Source organism: Rhodococcus sp. LW-XY12 (genome assembly GCF_019317345.1).
Classification (GTDB): Bacteria; Actinomycetota; Actinomycetes; order Mycobacteriales; family Mycobacteriaceae; genus Rhodococcus; species Rhodococcus pyridinivorans.
This window is the reverse complement of the sequence record NZ_CP079225.1, coordinates 625,951-641,828: the sequence shown is the minus strand read 5'-3', so window position 1 is coordinate 641,828 and position 15,878 is coordinate 625,951. Positions and strand designations below refer to the sequence as shown.

At 68.1% G+C, this 15,878-nt stretch carries 19 protein-coding genes and 1 riboswitch; of the genes, 10 read left to right on the top strand and 9 right to left on the bottom strand.

Annotation, left to right across the window (positions count from 1 at the left end):
* Positions 1 to 16: 16 nt before the first annotated feature.
* The 3 genes from KXC42_RS03095 to KXC42_RS03085 all read right to left on the bottom strand — a co-directional run bounded on the left by KXC42_RS03095 (position 17) and on the right by KXC42_RS03085 (position 3,827).
* Positions 17 to 1,813, bottom strand: coding sequence for a CocE/NonD family hydrolase (locus KXC42_RS03095; RefSeq protein WP_255028486.1), 1,797 nt, complete (start codon positions 1,811 to 1,813; stop codon positions 17 to 19).
* An 84-nt stretch (positions 1,814 to 1,897) separates the two neighbouring features.
* Positions 1,898 to 3,151 carry a phosphoribosylamine--glycine ligase gene (purD, locus tag KXC42_RS03090; protein WP_219129911.1) on the bottom strand — a complete coding sequence of 418 codons (1,254 nt, stop codon included), beginning with the start codon at positions 3,149 to 3,151 and terminating at the stop codon, positions 1,898 to 1,900.
* A 10-nt stretch (positions 3,152 to 3,161) separates the two neighbouring features.
* The gene (locus KXC42_RS03085) at positions 3,162 to 3,827 is read right to left on the bottom strand and encodes a nucleoside/nucleotide kinase family protein (protein ID WP_024102972.1); all 666 of its coding nucleotides are present in this window, start codon (positions 3,825 to 3,827) and stop codon (positions 3,162 to 3,164) included.
* A 131-nt stretch (positions 3,828 to 3,958) separates the two neighbouring features.
* Here KXC42_RS03085 and KXC42_RS03080 point away from each other — a divergent pair, with 131 nt between their 5' ends.
* Genes KXC42_RS03080 through KXC42_RS03065 form a run of 4 tightly spaced genes read left to right on the top strand, consistent with a single transcriptional unit; the run spans position 3,959 to position 7,587 of the window.
* On the top strand, positions 3,959 to 5,068 hold the full coding sequence (locus tag KXC42_RS03080; protein ID WP_219129910.1) for a serine hydrolase: 1,110 nt from the start codon (positions 3,959 to 3,961) through the stop codon (positions 5,066 to 5,068).
* Positions 5,065 to 5,580: a helix-turn-helix transcriptional regulator gene (locus tag KXC42_RS03075; protein WP_019290073.1), complete on the top strand. Its 516-nt coding sequence runs from the start codon at positions 5,065 to 5,067 to the stop codon at positions 5,578 to 5,580. Before KXC42_RS03080 ends, KXC42_RS03075 begins: the two co-directional genes overlap by 4 nt.
* Before the next feature lie 25 nt (positions 5,581 to 5,605).
* Positions 5,606 to 6,031, top strand: a complete 426-nt coding sequence (locus KXC42_RS03070) for an HIT family protein (protein WP_006551872.1) — start codon at positions 5,606 to 5,608, stop codon at positions 6,029 to 6,031.
* A gap of 56 nt (positions 6,032 to 6,087) precedes the next feature.
* Positions 6,088 to 7,587, top strand: coding sequence for an MDR family MFS transporter (locus KXC42_RS03065; RefSeq protein WP_228044852.1), 1,500 nt, complete (start codon positions 6,088 to 6,090; stop codon positions 7,585 to 7,587).
* Here the strand turns inward: KXC42_RS03065 and KXC42_RS03060 are convergent.
* Entirely contained in the window at positions 7,584 to 7,907 is a 324-nt protein-coding gene (locus KXC42_RS03060) for a hypothetical protein (protein WP_071936275.1), read from the bottom strand. The two genes, KXC42_RS03065 and KXC42_RS03060, sit on opposite strands and share 4 nt — an antisense overlap.
* A gap of 47 nt (positions 7,908 to 7,954) precedes the next feature.
* Between KXC42_RS03060 and KXC42_RS03055 the strand changes: the two genes are divergently transcribed.
* The 3 genes from KXC42_RS03055 to KXC42_RS03045 all read left to right on the top strand — a co-directional run bounded on the left by KXC42_RS03055 (position 7,955) and on the right by KXC42_RS03045 (position 9,488).
* Positions 7,955 to 8,161, top strand: coding sequence for a hypothetical protein (locus KXC42_RS03055; protein ID WP_006551874.1), 207 nt, complete (start codon positions 7,955 to 7,957; stop codon positions 8,159 to 8,161).
* A 40-nt stretch (positions 8,162 to 8,201) separates the two neighbouring features.
* A riboswitch (guanidine-III (ykkC-III) riboswitch) is annotated at positions 8,202 to 8,267 on the top strand.
* A 13-nt stretch (positions 8,268 to 8,280) separates the two neighbouring features.
* On the top strand, positions 8,281 to 8,595 hold the full coding sequence (locus KXC42_RS03050; protein WP_006551875.1) for a multidrug efflux SMR transporter: 315 nt from the start codon (positions 8,281 to 8,283) through the stop codon (positions 8,593 to 8,595).
* A gap of 62 nt (positions 8,596 to 8,657) precedes the next feature.
* Positions 8,658 to 9,488: an ABC transporter gene (locus KXC42_RS03045; RefSeq protein WP_219129909.1), complete on the top strand. Its 831-nt coding sequence runs from the start codon at positions 8,658 to 8,660 to the stop codon at positions 9,486 to 9,488.
* A 104-nt stretch (positions 9,489 to 9,592) separates the two neighbouring features.
* Here the strand turns inward: KXC42_RS03045 and KXC42_RS03040 are convergent, their stop codons facing one another.
* The 3 genes from KXC42_RS03040 to KXC42_RS03030 all read right to left on the bottom strand — a co-directional run bounded on the left by KXC42_RS03040 (position 9,593) and on the right by KXC42_RS03030 (position 12,552).
* Positions 9,593 to 10,849 (bottom strand): IS701 family transposase, encoded by a 1,257-nt coding sequence (locus tag KXC42_RS03040; RefSeq protein WP_039584526.1) that lies wholly within the window; start codon positions 10,847 to 10,849, stop codon positions 9,593 to 9,595.
* 74 nt (positions 10,850 to 10,923) lie between these two features.
* Positions 10,924 to 11,806, bottom strand: a protein-coding gene (locus tag KXC42_RS03035) for an IS5 family transposase (protein WP_257606017.1) whose coding sequence is annotated in 2 segments (ribosomal slippage) — positions 10,924 to 11,475 and positions 11,477 to 11,806 — 882 coding nt in all. Because the reading frame shifts where the segments join, the coding sequence is not laid out codon by codon here.
* A 50-nt stretch (positions 11,807 to 11,856) separates the two neighbouring features.
* Positions 11,857 to 12,552, bottom strand: a complete 696-nt coding sequence (locus KXC42_RS03030; RefSeq protein ID WP_219129908.1) for a 1-acyl-sn-glycerol-3-phosphate acyltransferase — start codon at positions 12,550 to 12,552, stop codon at positions 11,857 to 11,859.
* 37 nt (positions 12,553 to 12,589) lie between these two features.
* Between KXC42_RS03030 and KXC42_RS03025 the strand changes: the two genes are divergently transcribed.
* The gene (locus KXC42_RS03025) at positions 12,590 to 13,138 is read left to right on the top strand and encodes a TetR/AcrR family transcriptional regulator (RefSeq protein WP_257606016.1); all 549 of its coding nucleotides are present in this window, start codon (positions 12,590 to 12,592) and stop codon (positions 13,136 to 13,138) included.
* A 117-nt stretch (positions 13,139 to 13,255) separates the two neighbouring features.
* Here KXC42_RS03025 and KXC42_RS03020 read toward each other — a convergent pair whose 3' ends face one another.
* Both KXC42_RS03020 and KXC42_RS03015 read right to left on the bottom strand, forming a co-directional pair.
* Positions 13,256 to 14,125: a ribokinase gene (locus KXC42_RS03020; RefSeq protein WP_219129907.1), complete on the bottom strand. Its 870-nt coding sequence runs from the start codon at positions 14,123 to 14,125 to the stop codon at positions 13,256 to 13,258.
* A gap of 72 nt (positions 14,126 to 14,197) precedes the next feature.
* A complete protein-coding gene (locus KXC42_RS03015; protein ID WP_219129906.1) occupies positions 14,198 to 14,809 on the bottom strand; it encodes a TetR/AcrR family transcriptional regulator in 612 nt (203 codons plus the stop codon).
* Positions 14,810 to 14,943: 134 nt separating this feature from the next.
* Between KXC42_RS03015 and KXC42_RS03010 the strand changes: the two genes are divergently transcribed.
* Positions 14,944 to 15,417: a general stress protein gene (locus tag KXC42_RS03010; RefSeq protein WP_006551879.1), complete on the top strand. Its 474-nt coding sequence runs from the start codon at positions 14,944 to 14,946 to the stop codon at positions 15,415 to 15,417.
* Positions 15,418 to 15,598: 181 nt separating this feature from the next.
* Entirely contained in the window at positions 15,599 to 15,841 is a 243-nt protein-coding gene (locus tag KXC42_RS03005; RefSeq protein ID WP_024102965.1) for a hypothetical protein, read from the top strand.
* Positions 15,842 to 15,878: the final 37 nt, after the last annotated feature.

Below are 15,878 nucleotides of genomic sequence, written 5' to 3'. Positions count from 1 at the left end.
CGCCCCGCGTCGTTCGTCAGAGCCGGACGCGCTGAAGTCGGGTGAGGGCACCCCACGCGATCGGATAGTCCTGACGATCGACGACCTTCACCTGCGTGGCCTCCGCGTCGGTGGCCTCCGCGTCGGTGGCCGCCGCGTCGGGTTCCGGCGTCGGTTGCGGCACGACCGGCAACAGCAGATGCGAGTCGAACTGTCCGCCGGCGTGCACGATGTGGAAGCCCTTGTTGATGGTGCGATCGTGCCCGACGCGTGGGTTCTCGTCGAGGTCGTGGCCGGCGATGACGAGCACGAGGCTCGATCCGGCTTCGAAGAAGGTGCTGTGCGGCATGATCTCGATGTCGACGGGCACGATCTGGTCGGGCAGCAACGGCCAGTACTTCGTCTGGTCGTGGACGGGCCGGTAGGCGGTGGAGGCCTCCGGGTCCAGCGCCCGCCGCGAGACCCGCATCCACCCGTGGGCGACGAATCCCTTCTCGTAGCCGCCGTGGCCTTCGAACCACACGTCGCGGCCGTGCTCGTCGCGCTTGGCGAGCCCGACGAACAGGTCCATGTCGTTGGCGTCCTTCGCCTGCACCCACAAACGCAGCGCCGCGTGCCCGGTGATCTCGGTGTCCTCGTCGAAGGTGTGGGTGAAGACGAGTTCGTCGCCCGCGACGGGGAAGGTGCGGCGGAACTGGCTGCTCTCGCACGGGGTGGTGCTCAGGTCGGCGTTCGCGTGGTCGAGGTGGAATGCGACGTAACGGGTGTCGGGGACCGGCCACTCGGATTCGAAGCGTTCGGAATAGGTGCGCAGGTCGTGGCGGGTCTCGAGACGGATGCGCGGGGTGTCCTCGAAGCCGTTGTCCTCGTCCTTGAGGAAGCGGTCGAAGAATCGTCGCTGGTAGTCGAGGGCCTCGTTGCCGTAGAAGGTCTGCCACATCTTCCGGCCGTGGGTGTAGAGCCACTTGTGCTCCGACGCGATGCGGCGGTAACCCTCGACCGACCCGCGGGCGCGTGGGCCCTGATCGGACCACGAGACGCCGACGAGCGCGGGCACGGTGACGTCCTCGAGCCGGGGCGGCGGGGCGAGGTGACGGAAGAAGTCGGGGAAACGGCGCCGCAACCACGCAGTGAACCGCCGGAGGGAGGCGGCGCCGCAGCGGGCCCCGGTGTTCATCGCGCTGTACCAGAACTCGCTGTAGCGGGTCTCGGGGATGCCGCCCTGGGTGAGGATGTCGCGGCAGGGATCGCTCACACCTTCCCAGGGTGCGATGGCCGCGAGACAGGGCGGGTTGAGCGCGGCGGTGTACCACTGCAGTGTGGCGAGATAGTCGGCGCCGGCGAGGCCGACGCGGCCGTTGCTCCACTCCTGACCACCGGCCCATTCCACGACGGACGCGCAGTCGAGCGCGGCCCGGCCGAGCAGCAGGCGGGGACGGCCGCCGCTAGCGTGATGACCGCGCATGTCCGCGACGACGAGGACGTAGCCGCGAGGAACCCAGTAGGCGGGGTCCGGTGCTTCGAAGGAGGTGCAGTCACTGATCTCGAGATCGCCGACGTGGTTGCCGGATTCGGCGAGGTCGTCGAAGTCGACGGGATACCGGTCGACGCCGGCGTCCTTGCCGTAGGGGGTGACGGCGACCAGCACGGGGCAGCGGTCGTGCTCACCGGAGTCGGCAGGACGGTAGACGTCGGCTCTCAGTACGGTGCCGTCGCCCGTGCGGATGGGCACGTCGCGCTCGACGAGGACGTCGTCCGGCAACCCGTGGACGACGACGTGGTGGTGCCGTAGCGGTGTCGGGTCCGGCGTCGGCGTTCGTCTTCGAGAAACCATGCAGTCACCCCTGGCGGCATCGAAATGCACCGAGTGTGCAACATACACCCGGTAGGTGCAAGGGTGAAGGACGAGAGTGAAAGGCTAGACCGAGATCCGGCCCTCGACGGCCGCCAGACCGATGTCGCGGCGGAAGTGACCGCCCGGCAGCTTGACGTCGGCGAGCCGATCATAAGCGGCCTCGCGCGCGGACGCGAGATCGGCACCCACACCGATCACGTTGAGCACGCGCCCACCTGCGGAGACCAGCGCGCCGTCCTCGCGACGCTTCGTGCCGGCGTGCAGCACCGTGTCGCCCTCGGCGCCGGTGATCACATCGCCGGTGCGCGGGGTGGACGGGTAGTACTCGGCGGCGAGCACCACGGTCACCGCGGCGCCGTCCTTCCAGCGCAGCGGCGGAAGCTCGGCGAGCGTGCCGGCGGCGACCGCCTTCAGGGCCTCGCCCAGCGGGGACTCGAGCAGAGCGAGCACGGCCTGGGTCTCCGGGTCGCCGAAACGGCAGTTGAACTCGACCACGGCCGGGCCCTCGGCGCCCATCGCCAGACCCGCGTAGAGCAGTCCGGAGAAACCGCATCCGCGGCGCACCATCTCGGCCGCGACGGGCTCCACGACCTCGGAGACGATCCGCTCGACGCTACCCTCGGGCAACCACGGCAGCGGCGTGTAGGCACCCATGCCACCGGTGTTGGGGCCGGTGTCGTCCTCGCCGACGCGCTTGTGGTCCTGCGCCGGGAGCAGCGGCACGACCGTCTCGCCGTCGACGAGGCAGAACAGCGAGACTTCGGGGCCGTCGAGGAAGGACTCCAGCAGGACGGGGTGCCCGTTCTCGAGGATCTCGGCGGCGTGGTCGCGGGCGGCGGCGCGATCGGTGGTGACGACGACGCCCTTACCGGCAGCGAGACCGTCGTCCTTGACCACCCAGGTCGGTCCGAACCGGTCGAGCGCCTCGTCGAGGGTCGCGGGTGTGTCGACGACCTCGCTGTGGGCGGTGCGCACACCGGCGGCGGCCATGACGTCCTTCGCGAACGCCTTCGATCCCTCGATGCGTGCGGCGGCGGCGGACGGTCCGAAGCAGGGGATGCCCGCGGCGCGGACGGCATCGGCGACCCCGAGGACGAGCGGAACCTCGGGACCTATGACGACGAGGTCGGCCTTCTGCCCGGTGGCGAGGGCGACGACGTTGTCGGCGGAGGCCGCATCGACGGGGAACAGCTCGGCGACGTTCGCGATACCGGGGTTGCCCGGCGCGGCCAGCACGGCGGTCACGCCGGGGTCGCGGGACAGGGCGAGAGCAAGAGCATGTTCACGGGCACCGGAGCCGATAACGAGTACGCGCACGCAGGACAGACTACGGGACCGGTCTCCACACGAGATCGGCGCGGGAACGCGTGCGCTGAACGGCTTCCGCATTGGGCAGATCGACGGTCCGCACCCATTCGCGTGCGCCGTCCTCGTCCCGTCCGTGGTGGCGGTGCCGGCGCACGAGACGTCGCGTGAGCGTGCGGCGGGGTGCGTCGATGTAGATGACGAGGTCGAGCAGCGGGCGGATGTGTTCCCATCCCCCGGTCTCGAACATCAGGTAGTTGCCCTCGGTGACGATCACCCGGGCATCGGCCGGCACAGCGTGCACCGCCGCGATCGGTTCGTCGAGCGGCCGGGAGAAATCCGGGGCGTAGATCGTCTCGTCGCGGCACTGCCGCACCCGACTCAGCATGTCGCGGAAGCCGGCCACGTCGAAGGTGTCGGGCGCCCCCTTCCGGTCCCGCGCGCCGAAGGTGTCGAGCTGCCGGTTGGACAGGTGGTAGCCGTCCATCGGCACCTGTCCGGTGGAGACCCCCGCGCATCGGAGGGCGTAGACGAGCAGCGCCGTGGCGCGACTCTTCCCGGCACCCGGCGGCCCGCACAGACCGACGACCGTGCGCCGATCCGCGGGAAGCCCGACGAGGACGTGTGTGACGAGTTCGTCCACGAGCACGCGCAGCGGCGCCTCCCGCACGCTCCCGTCACCTTCCATGAGCCCGACGATACGACCGCCCGCGACCGTCGGAGTCGCCGTGAGCTCTCGACACGCCCACCCGACTGATCTATCGTTATTTCGAAAGTTCGGAATTTCGAACTGTCACCCCGACACGGACGGATACCGCCATGCCGAACAGGATCGGAACCACCCTCGCCGCGACGAGCGTCGTGATCGCTCTGGCCGGATGCGGGCAGAGCACTCCACCGGAGTCCGACATCCCTGCACCGGTCGGGGCGGACGCGTCCGCCCCGGCCGGTGAATGCATGCCCACCCCCGCCGCGGACGTGAGCACCGCCGAAGGCTGGATCGGCTACCTCGCCGAGAACCCCGACACGGTCGCCATCGCGGTCGACGACGGCAACGGCGGGACCTTCGAACAACGACCCGACGAGCGGCAACCGCTCGCGTCGGCTGTGAAGGTCGTGCATCTCGCCGCCTATGCCCGCGCCGTCGCAGCCGGTGAACTCTCCCCCGACGAGCGCGTACCGCTCGCCGACTGGGAACGCTGGCATCTCCCGGGCACCGACGGCGGCGCACACCCCCGGGCTCTCGAACGGCTCGGTGTGAACGACCCGGAGGACACCGTCACTCTCGACGAGATGGTGTCGGCGATGATCCAGGAGAGCGACAACGCGGTCCCCGACTACCTGCGCGACCGCCTCGGCGACGACGCGCTGCGCGAGGCCGCCGCCCAGGGCGGCTGGGACGACTTCACGCCGCCGACGATGCTCGGCAACACGCTCGCGCTGCTCGACCCGACACTCGACGATTCGTCGGCGGTCTGGGACGCCGCGCGCCGCTACGCCTCCGAACCCGCCTACCGCGCCGAAGCGGTGCAGCACCCGGCGCCGGAGGATTTGTTCGCCCGGGTCGACCGCGTCCAGCGTTTCGACAACACCGGATCGGCCGCCGAGCTCACCGCCCTGCATCGCGCGATCGCCGACGGTTCGTTCGGTGCCGGCGGCGACCTCGCGCGTACCCACCTCGAATGGCAACCGTCCACGGTTCCGGGATTCGAGGGAGTCGGATTCAAGGGCGGTAGCCTGCCCGGCATCCTCACCGACGCAGTCACCTTCCGCCGCGATGACGACACGATCGCGACCACGGTGATGCTCGCGTCCGGCATGTCGGACAGCGACTACGCGGAAGCCCTCGAATCGTTCGCCCATCAGGAGATGCTCGCCGCGGCAGCGAACGATCCCGATTTTCTCGAGCGGATACGCTGCGCGATGTGAGCGACGGCGACGTGAACGACGAGTACGAGGCCCGGCTCGCGGATCTCGAACGCCGTGTGCGGATCCTCGAGGGCGACGCGACCCGCCGGGGCGCCGGGGACGGTCCCGGTGGCACCGGTCCCGTGGCGGACGTGGCAGGAAGCACGGGGTCCGTGACCTACGGGGGCTTCGTCTCCCTGCACGGCCACGTCCGCTGGAACATCGAGTACGACGCGGGCGCATCCCTCGCACTCGATCCCGTTCCCGTCGCCGCCGTCCTCGACGCCTTGGGCAACCCCGCGAGGCTGGCGATCGTGCGGACTCTGCTGCGCGGGCCCGCCACCGCCACCGAACTCCAGGAGGCCACCGACCTCACGTCGACCGGCCGGCTCTACCACCATCTCCGGGCTCTGTCGGCTGCGCGGGTGGTCGAGCAGGGAAGCCGAAACCGCTACCGGATCGCGCCGGAGAAGGTCGTGCCGCTGCTGGTCCTCACCGTCGCGGCGGCCGATGTCGGGGAACAGCTCCGGTGAACCCGGTGTCCCTTATCCTCCCGGTATGACTTCCGTGTTCAGCAAGATCATCGCCGGTGAACTGCCGGGCCGTTTCGTCTGGCAGGACGACGACGTCGTCTCCTTCCTGACCATCAACCCTTTCACCGAGGGGCACGTGCTGGTCGTGCCACGGCAGGAGGTCGATCACTGGCAGAGCGTGGACGACGACCTGTGGGCGAAGGTGAACGACGTCGCCCGCATCCTCGGTCGCGCCGTCACCGCCGCCTTCGACGCCCCGCGCGCCGGCCTGATGATCGCCGGCCTGGAGGTCCCCCACCTGCACCTGCACGTCTTCCCCGCCTACTCCCTCGGCGACTTCGATTTCGCGACGGCAGAGAAGGATCCGTCGCCCGAATCGCTCGACCGCGCGCATCGCAAGATCAAGGACGCCCTGCGCGAACAGGGTCACGGCGAGCACGTCCCCGACTGATCCGCTCGACGGGATATCGGCGGAACAATTCCGACCGGTATCCCGTTGTGTTCCTCGTGTCTTCTACTCCACCGAGTTCCCCAGCCCCGGCCGGTACGGCCGAGCCGCAGGCCGCTGCCGCACCGCGCGCCGGTCTTCTGATCGCCGTTCTCGTCGGGGCCGCATTCGTCGTCATCCTCAACGAGACGATCATGAGCGTCGCGCTGCCGAAGCTGATGGTCGAGTTCGACGTCGGCGCAGCCACCGCCCAATGGCTCACCACGGCGTTCATGCTGACCATGGCCGTCGTCATCCCGATCACGGGTTACCTGCTCACCCGGCTGTCGCTGCGCACGGTCTTCGCGATCGCGATGGGCAGCTTCCTGCTCGGCACCCTGATCGCCGCGAGTGCCCCGATCTTCCCGGTCCTCGTGCTGGGTCGTGTCGTCCAGGCCGTGGGCACCGCGGTGATGTTGCCGCTGCTGTTCACGACGGTGCTCAACCTGGTTCCCGCCGATCGTCGCGGTCGCACGATGGGCGTGATCTCGATCGTCATCGCGGTCGCTCCCGCGGTCGGCCCGACCATCGGTGGCGTCGTGCTCGACCAGCTGAGCTGGCGGTGGATGTTCTGGCTGGTGCTGCCGATCGCGGTCGTCGCGACGGCGCTCGGCCTGAGCTGGATCCGCAGCGTCACCGAACCGGTCGCGGTTCCGCTCGACGCCCCGTCGGTGGTGTTGTCGGCCCTCGGGTTCAGCGGTCTCGTCTTCGGTCTGAGCAGTCTCGGTGAGGCCGCCGAGGGCGATCCGCTCATGCCGCCGTGGCTGCCGCTGGTCGTCGGCATCGCGTCGCTGACGGTCTTCGTCCTGCGTCAGATCCGCCTCGGCGACGGCGCCCTGCTGGACATGCGAGCGTTCCGTACCCCGGCGTTCTCGCTCGCGGTTGCACTCGTCTCGGTAAGCATGATGTCGCTGTTCGGCACCCTCATCCTGCTGCCGATCTACCTGCAGAACGTGCTGGGTCAGTCGACGCTGACCACCGGCCTGATGCTGCTGCCCGGTGGTCTGGTCATGGGTCTGCTCGGCTACATCGTCGGACGCCTGTTCGACCGGTTCGGTCCGCGGCCGCTCGTCGCACCGGGCGCGATCATCGCCTGCGTCGCGATGTGGGGCATGACGACCTTCGACGCGACCACCACGATCGGCACGGTCATCGCCTGGCACGTGCTGCTCAACATCGGCCTCGCGTTGATGTTCTCGCCGCTGCTGACCTCGGCACTCGGAGCGCTGCCGCGGCGGTTGTACTCCCACGGCAGCGCCATCGTCAGCACCATGCAGCAGGTCGCCGGTGCGGCCGGTACGGCGTTGTTCATCACGGTGCTGACCCGCACGACCGTCGCGGGCGCCGAGAGCGCGGGCGATCCCGCCGGTGCGCTCGCGGACGGTGTCCACGGCGCGTTCACGTGGGGCGCGGCGATCGCGGTGATCGCAGTCGTCGGCTCCCTGTTCGTCCGACGGGCCCCGGAGCCCGAGGCGGATGCGGTGGAGGTGTCGGCCCCCGAGACCGCCGGAACGCACTAGCCGGCAGTACACACCGGCCCGGCACTCACGCGCCGGTCGTCATGACTTCCCTGTTCGACGGGAAGCGTGGCGGCCGGCGCGTTGCTGTCCGCACACGGTTCGTGGAGGAAGGCGTCCAGTTCGACCCACGAGGTGTCGCGTGCGGCGCTGCCGGACGGACGCTGGATCTCGCGTTCGATCGCGGTGAGGTGGTAGGCCGTGCGGACGATGGGTGCGGGCACCCCGCCGAAGACGGCGTCGAGCAGGCCGAGTGCGGGCTCGGCGACGAACAACGACCACGCGTTCCGCGCGGCCTTCCCGACCACGTCCGTGATCCCCATGTATGAGCTCGGAGAACCTGTCCGACGGCAGTGCTATCAAGTGATGCATGACGTGTTCACAGTGCAACCACGACCTCGACCACTGCCACGGCACACTCGTGCTCCACGCCGATACTCGGGTCGACTGCACCGAACCCGACTGCGTCGACTTCGAGATCGTGCGGCACACCCTCGTTCTCGACTGCATCGAACTGGACGGCGGATGTTCGTGCACGGTGATTGCGCAGGAATCGCAGCTACTGCGCGTGTCCTGAGCAATTTGCCAATACTCGCCCGGAATTCCTAACCTCGACGGAGGTGGCCGCCGGTCGGCCTCCCGGACGAGCGCACCGTACCCGGCCAGCGACAAGACGGTGCAGGAGCGTTGTACGTCATGGCCTGGATCGTTCTCGTCCTCTCCGGTGTGCTCGAAGCCGTGTGGGCTACAGCCCTCGGCAGATCTGCCGGTTTCAGCCGGCTCACCCCGACACTGGTGTTCGTCGTCGCCCTCGTCCTGAGCATGGCCGGGCTCGCGTATGCCCTGCGCACCCTGCCGGTCGGGACGTCCTACGCGATCTGGGTGGGTATCGGCGCCGCTCTCACGGTCGGATATGCGATGGTCACCGGCACCGAGACCGCCTCGCTGCTGAAGCTCGCACTGATCGCGGGCATCGTGCTGTGCGTGGTCGGTCTCAAACTCGTGCACTGACGTTCTCGGGCCTCACGTTCTCGGACTGACGTTCTCGAGCACTGACCGTTACAGTCGGTTCCATGAACCTCGGGTCCGTACTCGTGATGCCAATGCGTGTGGGTCTGACCGCCGCAGAGGTCGCCCTGAGCGTCGCCGAGACGGTCGTCGGCACCGTGCGGGTCGCGGTATCGCCCACCACCTACTCCGCGCTCGGCGCGGTCGGCCTGCCCGACACCCGCAGTTCGGTGGGTCTGCTGCAGCAGATCTCGAAGCTCACGTCGGAGGACCGTGGACTCGGTCACGCGTTGCGTCCCGGCGGTCCCCTCGACCGGCTGCTCGCGCCGGGCGGTCCCGTGGATCGGCTCACCGAGCCGGGTGGTCTGCTCGATCGGTTGCTCGAACCGGGCGGACCCGTCGACCGGCTCACCGCACCGGGTGGTCCCCTCGACCGGATCCTCGCCGACGACGGTGCCCTCGACCGCCTCGTGTCGGAAGGGGGTCTGCTCGATCGCCTCACCGCGCACGACGGCCCGCTCGAACGGCTGCTCGCCCAGGACGGCGCGGTGGAACGGCTCACCGCGCCGGGCGGCATCGTCGATGTGGCGATCCGGCCCGGTGGGGTCGTCGAGCGGGCCCTCGCCCAGGGCGGCGTCCTCGACGTCCTGCTCTCCGAACGGGGCGCCCTCGAACGACTGCTCGCCGAGGGCGGTCCGCTCGATCAGATCGTCTCGCTCTCGGAGACCCTCGCGCATCTCACGCCCGGCATCTCGCAGATGAACGCGAGCATCGACATGTTGCAGGAAACGGTCGAGCTGCTGCGCGGGGCCGTCGGTCCGCTCGGCGACCTCGCCGGCCGGCTTCCCGGGCGCTGGTTGCGCAGCGGCAAGGGCGAGCTGCTTCCGCCGCCCTGACCTAGTAGGACTTTGTTAGGTCGGGAAGGTGTGGTGGCAGGTCGGGCAGGTACCGATCCAATAGGCCAGTGCGCGTTGGAGTTCGCGCACGATGCCGTAGAGGGTCAGTCCCGCCCGGTCGCTTTTGGGTCGGTCAGTCGCAGTGACGTCAGGAACAGGTGCGCGGCGGTGACGAGGGTGACGTGATGGTGCCAGCCGAGCCAGGAACGCCCTTCGAAATGATCGAGTCCGAGACCGGTTTTCAGTTCCCGGTAGTCGTGTTCGATGCGCCAACGGATCTTGGCCAGGCGCACCAACTCCGACAGCGGGGTGTCATCAGGCAGGGTGGCGAGCCAGAAGTCGGTAGGGGCGGCCGTTCCGATCGGCCATTCGGCGAGCAGCCAGGCCTGCGGCAGCACACCGTCCTCATCGCGGGGAATCGTGCGGTTGGCCGGGCGTATGCGCAGCGCCACGAAGCGTGAGCGCATCGCCGCGGCCGGATTGGCCGGGCCGGTCTTGGTGCCGCAGCGCCAGTTGATCTCGGTCAGTGCTTCGACGCCTGCCCCCAAGACGAGATCTTTGCAGGTCACCGCCGCCGGGTAGCGCCGGGTCGGCGGCCGCCCGCGCCCGGAATACGCGGCGGCGACCGGCACCGCATCACCCGGGTGGGCGAGGGTCGCGCCCTTGACCGCCACGACGTAGACCAGGTCGCGGTCGGTCAGACCCTGACGGAAGGTGGCCGAGTCACCGTAGCCGGCGTCGGCGACGATCACCGGCGGGGTCCGGCCCCACGAGATCAGCTCGTCGAGCATCTCGAGAGCCATGACCGCCTTGGAGCGGTACCGCTCCTCGTCCGGGATCGCATTGCGTCGCCGGCGAGCGGTGATCACCGCGGCCGTCTCCGGATCGTCGCACCGCTGATCGTCCCAGCTCTCGGGCAGATACAGCCGCCAATCCAACGGCGCGGACGCGGAATCGGTGGCGGCGTGCACACTGACCGCGACCTGGCAGTTCCCGACCTTGCCCAAGGTGCCCGAATACTGCCGGGCCACGCATGGGGAGGCGTCGCCGTCCTTGGCGAATCCGGTGTCGTCGATCACCCACGCATCCGGGACGATCAGATCACACGCCCTGCGGGACAGCGTTTTCCGGACCGGTACCGGATCCCATGGTGAGGTGGTGACGAACTGCTGCAGGCGTTGGTGATCGATCCCGAGCCGGTCGGCCATCGGTTGCATCGACTTGCGGCGCCCGTCGAGCATCAATCCCCGCGCATATACCCCTGCCGTTGCTCGCTGGTCCTTGCGTTTGAGCGAGGAGAACACCTCGTCGACGAACACGTCGAGACGTTCACCGACATCGATCAGGGCTGCGGCATCCACCCGGTCATCGTCTCGGACATCCCGCCGAAACTCGAGGCCCCGCAACAAGAAGTGGTGAACCTAACAAAGTACTACTAGGGCATGTCTGACAATTCGCGCGTCCAAGCGATGACCGCGTTGAGGACGGCGGCTGCGCGGTAGACGATCGCCAGTTTGTCGTAGCGGGTGGCCATTCCTCGCCACTGCTTCAAGTGGGAGAAGCGTCGTTCGACGACGTTGCGGCCGCGGTAGTCGACAGCGTCGAATGCCGGCGGTCGGCCACCGCGCGTTCCGCGACGACGACGGTGACCGGCCTGATCGGATGGCTCGGCAATCACAGCGCCGATCCTGCGGCGGCGCAGCAACTCCCGGTTCACGCGGGACGAGTACGCCTTGTCGCCGCGGACCCGGTCCGGTCGGGTCCGCGGCCGTCCACTCCCGATCCGGGGAACGCGCAACTGGTCGAGCAGGTGCGGAAACGCGGGACTATCACCGGACTGACCGGGCGAGACAAGCACCACGAGGGGCAGCCCGTGACCGTCGACGAGGTGATGGATCTTCGTCGACAGGCCACCGCGGGACCGGCCGATCGCATGGTCAGGCGGCTCGACCGAAGGATTCGTGTAATTCGGTGTATCCCCCTGTGTGGCGGGTGGTGTTCGTGGCGTGCTGATGAGCGCGGACTATGGTCGAGTCCACCGACACTGCCCAGTCGACGATCCCGGCCGCGTCAGCGTGGGCGAGTAGTCGTTCGAGGATCCGGTCCCAGGTGCCGTCGCCTGCCAGGCGGCGGTGCCAGGTCCAGATGGTCTGCCACGGCCCGAACACCTCCGGCACGTCCCGCCACGCAATGCCGCACCGGTAGCGGTAAACGATGCCCTCGACCATTGCCCGAGCGTCGGAGAATGGCCGGCCGCGCCGACCCGTCCGCACCGGCAGCAGGTCCGCGATCATCGCCCACTGATCATCCGATAACATTCGCCGCCTCGCCCTTGGAACAGATTCACTCGTAACGGCTTCCATGAAGGTCACGCCGCTTCAGATCCGGTAGTCGACGACACCCATACTTTGGAGTAGGTGTCGACGTACTCCTGGCCTGTACGGGACCGGATCGCAGCCATCAGGGCATCCGTGGCTGCGCGCACGTCGTCGCCCTTCGCGTTCCGGAAGGGTGCCAGATCCAACGGTTCGAGGATCTCGATCACCACCCGGCGACGCCACCACGGCACACCGCGATCGGGCTTGGTGCCGGTGATCGCGACCGGCACGAGTGGTGCGCCGGTGTCCATCGCGACGCGGACCGCACCCGTTCGTCCTCGATAGAGGCGACCGTCCGGTGACCGGGTCCCCTCCGGGTGGATGCCCCAGACGCCTCCGTGCTCGACAATTCGGGTCGCGGCCTCGAGTGCCAATGTCGCTGCGCTCCCGCCCCGACGGTCGACCGGGATCTGACCGACCGCGGTGAAGAACCAGCGTTGAAGCCGACCGGTGAGCCCGCCGCGGTCGAAGTAGTCACCTTTCGCCAGGAACGTGATCTGCCTTCTGGCTGCGAGGGTCAGATAGAAGGAGTCGAGGACCGCGAGATGGTTGGCTGCCACGATGACCGGCCCACGCCGCGGAAGGTTGCGGCGCCCGATGATCTTCGGGCGTCCCAGTAGGTACAACGTCGGACCGATCACGACGTGTCGACACAGTCGATAGACGCACGCATTCCCAAGAGGCATAGACAGTGTCTACACAACTATCGGAGACACTGTCTACGTGACAGTGAATGACACGAGATCGGCACTGGTGCGAGCCGGCATCGACCTGCTCGAGGAGACCGGCTCAGCGGACATCGGCCTACGCGCAATCGCACGGCGGGCGGGTGTCTCCCATGGAGCGCCACGGCGATGGTTCCCGACTCACCGCAACCTTCTTGCCGCGATCGCAGAACAGGGTCTGCACGACCTCACCGACGCCCTGGCTGCCGCAGCAGAAACGTCAGAGCGCGCCATCACGGACGTGGCCCACGCCTACGTCGAATTCGCCCGCTGCCGGCCGGCGATGTTCACGCTGATCTTCCGACACGACCTGCTCGAAGGATCCGGGACTGAACTACGGACGATGTCGAGGCCTCTGTTCTCCTGGCTCGTCGACCTGGTTCAGCAGTCAACGGCCACGTCGGACCCGGCGGGTGCAGCCGCCGCCCTGTGGGTGGGCATCCACGGAATCGCGATGCTCTCGTCGACCGGGTCACTGCAACTCGCGACCTCCGGGGTGAACGAGAACGAGTTGATCGAGCGTGTTGTGGACGACAGCCTCCGGTGATCGCTCGCGGCTACGGTGGCCCCAGGACATTTGATGCGTTCATTGGCGAGGGTTGGTCGCCTCGATCAGCCTGTCGGCGGCGACACATTGTCAGACACGCCCTAGTTCCTCGCCGTGTCAGCGATCGGAGCGGCGGGATGCGACCAGCCGGGCAGCGTCGGCCGATGCCCGGCGCGCTGCCGCGAACAGGTCCTCCCCCGTGCCGAGCAACGCGGCGAGCGTGCCGGCGAAATGATCGCCCGCCCCCGTCGTGTCGACGACGTCGACCTGCGGGACCCGCAGATGTTCGATCGCGTCCTCGGTTCCGACCACGACGTCCTCCCCACCACGGGTGATCACCACGGTGCGCACCTGTTCGAGCAGGCGGGTCACGATCGCGTCGAAGGGGGTCCCTGCGGGAAGACCCGCGTAGTGCAGGGCTTCCTGCTCGTTGAGTACGAGCGGATCGGCGCCGGCGAGGACGTATTCGTCCAGGTCGATCACCGGGCTCGGATTGAGCACGAACCGGCGGTCGTGATCGCGCGCCCACTGGGCGGCGGCCCAGGTCACTGCGGGGAGCAGCTCGAGTTGGGTGAGCACCACCGCGGGATCGAGGGCATCGAGTGCTGCGGTCACGTCCTCGGCCTCGAGCAACGAATTGGCCTCGGGTACGACGACGATCCGGTTCTGCCCGTCGCCGGAGACGAGGATGACGGCCCGGCCGGTCGGGCCCGGTGTGGTTCGCAGATGGGAGGTGTCGACCCCTGCCCTCTGTTGCACGCCGCGCAGTACGTCAGCGGCATGATCGCTGCCCACCGCGCCGACGATGGCGGTGGGAGCCAGGCGGGCAGCACCGATGGCCTGGTTCGCGCCCTTGCCTCCCGGATAGGTGCGCAGATGCCGGCCGAGTACCGTCTCACCTTCTTCGGGAGCACGTGCCACGACGACCGTCAGGTCGAGGTTCAGCGATCCCACGACCGCCACCACGCATCGACTCGACTCGGTCACGGGTCGAGCCTACGACCGATCGACCCGCGGGGCGGGCCTACGATCGATCGACCGCGAAGGGCGGGCCTACGATCACTGCCCCTGCGGGTCCGGTTCCAGTTCGGGGCAGACGATGTGGACGACCTCGTCCGCCCAGGACTCCCCCACCTCGCCGTGACGCAGGTAGGCGCCGAGATACGCGCCGACGAGCATCGAGACGGCGGTGTCGACGTCGATGTCCTTGCGGATCGCGCCCGACTCGATCGCGGTGCGGAGCACGTCGGCGACGACCTCGCTCCGGGCATTGATGATCTCGCGGATCGACTCGGTGAACTCGGGTTCCTGGTCGGTGAGCAGTGCGCCGACACTGCCCATGCCCACTTCGTTCGACAGTCCGCGACGGATCAGCTCGAGGGTCCATTTGACGCGGTCGTAGACGCACAGCCCGTCGGGCACGCACGGTGAGGCGACCTGCGAGTGCAATGCCGCGTCGAGGATCTCCTCACGGTTCGCGTAGCGCCGGTAGATCGTCGTCTTCGCGACGCCCGACAGCGCCGCGACCGCCTCGACGGTGACGCGGTTGGGCCCGTGAAGCCGCAGGATCTCGAGCGCGGCCTTCACGATGCGTGCGTCGGTCCCGGCACGCTCCTTGACGGGGCGCCGCGACGTCAGGGCCGCGGATTCCGTCTCGACCTCGCCCACCATGTCTACATCCTCCTCGCGCGGGCATACACCCGCAGGATTCCCGAGTCTCCCCGACAAGGCGACCCCGAATCAAACACTACGAAACGATACGCTACGATGAGCGTATCGTTCCAATCGTCGACGAAGGGGAACGCATGACAGATATCTACGCACCGACACCCGGGCACTACACCGAATCCGAAACCGTCCTCGAGAGCTACCGCACCTACGACGCCGTCGAGAGGGCCATCGACCACCTGTCCGACGAAGGCTTTCCCGTCGAGTACCTGCGGGTCGTGGGCCAGGGAGTCACCACCGTCGAGCACATCGAAGGCCGCATGACCAACGGCAAGGCCGCCCTTCGCGGCGCCGCCGCAGGCGTCTGGACGGGCCTGCTCTTCGGTCTGCTCCTGGCACTGCTCCTGCCTGCCACCGGCATGGCCACCGTGATCCTCACCGCTGTCGTCTTCGGCGCGGTGTGGGGCGGATCACTCGGCTTCTTCACCCACTGGAGCACCGGGGGACGCCGCGACTTCGTCTCGAGAAAGAGCATCGAGGCCTCGCGCTACGACCTCATGGTCGATTCCGAGTTCGTCGATCAGGCGCGCGAGAAGCTCGCACTGCGCTGACCGGCCATTGTTTCTCCGATTCGAGAACCTCTTCGCCCACGCCGACCGGCGTGGGCGAAGTCGTTTCTGGTGGGAAAGAACAACACGAAAGGGGTATTCCACCCGAATCGCCACATTCGTCCGATGCGGATAATCCGTGTTTGCCCGGTCAATTCTTTCCACTGATGGCATGATTCGAGTTATGGCCGGATCGTCGAATACTCCCCCGAAGCCTGCTGTGGGCTCGAAGGTCGTCGTACGCGCGGGTGTCGCGGGCACCAAGGCCTGTCCCGGCACGATCGTCGAAGACTTCGGTCCAGCACAGGAAGCCGTGGGCGACAAGCTGGGTCGCGACTGGGCGCGCGTGCGCCGCTGGGCTGTGGCACTCGACGACGGACGGCTGATATTCGTCGATATGGACGCATTCGAATCCTCGAAGTCCTGATATCCGATCCATTTCGTCACTTCCGTATTCACACGCC

Coding starts and splice junctions, on each gene's coding strand:
- KXC42_RS03095 (WP_255028486.1), bottom strand. CDS start 1,813: ATGGTTTCTCGAAGACGAACGCCGACGCCGGACCCGACACCGCTACGG.
- KXC42_RS03085 (WP_024102972.1), bottom strand. CDS start 3,827: ATGGAAGGTGACGGGAGCGTGCGGGAGGCGCCGCTGCGCGTGCTCGTG.
- KXC42_RS03080 (WP_219129910.1), top strand. CDS start 3,959: ATGCCGAACAGGATCGGAACCACCCTCGCCGCGACGAGCGTCGTGATC.
- KXC42_RS03070 (WP_006551872.1), top strand. CDS start 5,606: ATGACTTCCGTGTTCAGCAAGATCATCGCCGGTGAACTGCCGGGCCGT.
- KXC42_RS03060 (WP_071936275.1), bottom strand. CDS start 7,907: ATGGGGATCACGGACGTGGTCGGGAAGGCCGCGCGGAACGCGTGGTCG.
- KXC42_RS03055 (WP_006551874.1), top strand. CDS start 7,955: ATGACGTGTTCACAGTGCAACCACGACCTCGACCACTGCCACGGCACA.
- KXC42_RS03050 (WP_006551875.1), top strand. CDS start 8,281: ATGGCCTGGATCGTTCTCGTCCTCTCCGGTGTGCTCGAAGCCGTGTGG.
- KXC42_RS03045 (WP_219129909.1), top strand. CDS start 8,658: ATGAACCTCGGGTCCGTACTCGTGATGCCAATGCGTGTGGGTCTGACC.
- KXC42_RS03030 (WP_219129908.1), bottom strand. CDS start 12,552: ATGCCTCTTGGGAATGCGTGCGTCTATCGACTGTGTCGACACGTCGTG.
- KXC42_RS03015 (WP_219129906.1), bottom strand. CDS start 14,809: ATGGTGGGCGAGGTCGAGACGGAATCCGCGGCCCTGACGTCGCGGCGC.
- KXC42_RS03010 (WP_006551879.1), top strand. CDS start 14,944: ATGACAGATATCTACGCACCGACACCCGGGCACTACACCGAATCCGAA.
- KXC42_RS03005 (WP_024102965.1), top strand. CDS start 15,599: ATGGCCGGATCGTCGAATACTCCCCCGAAGCCTGCTGTGGGCTCGAAG.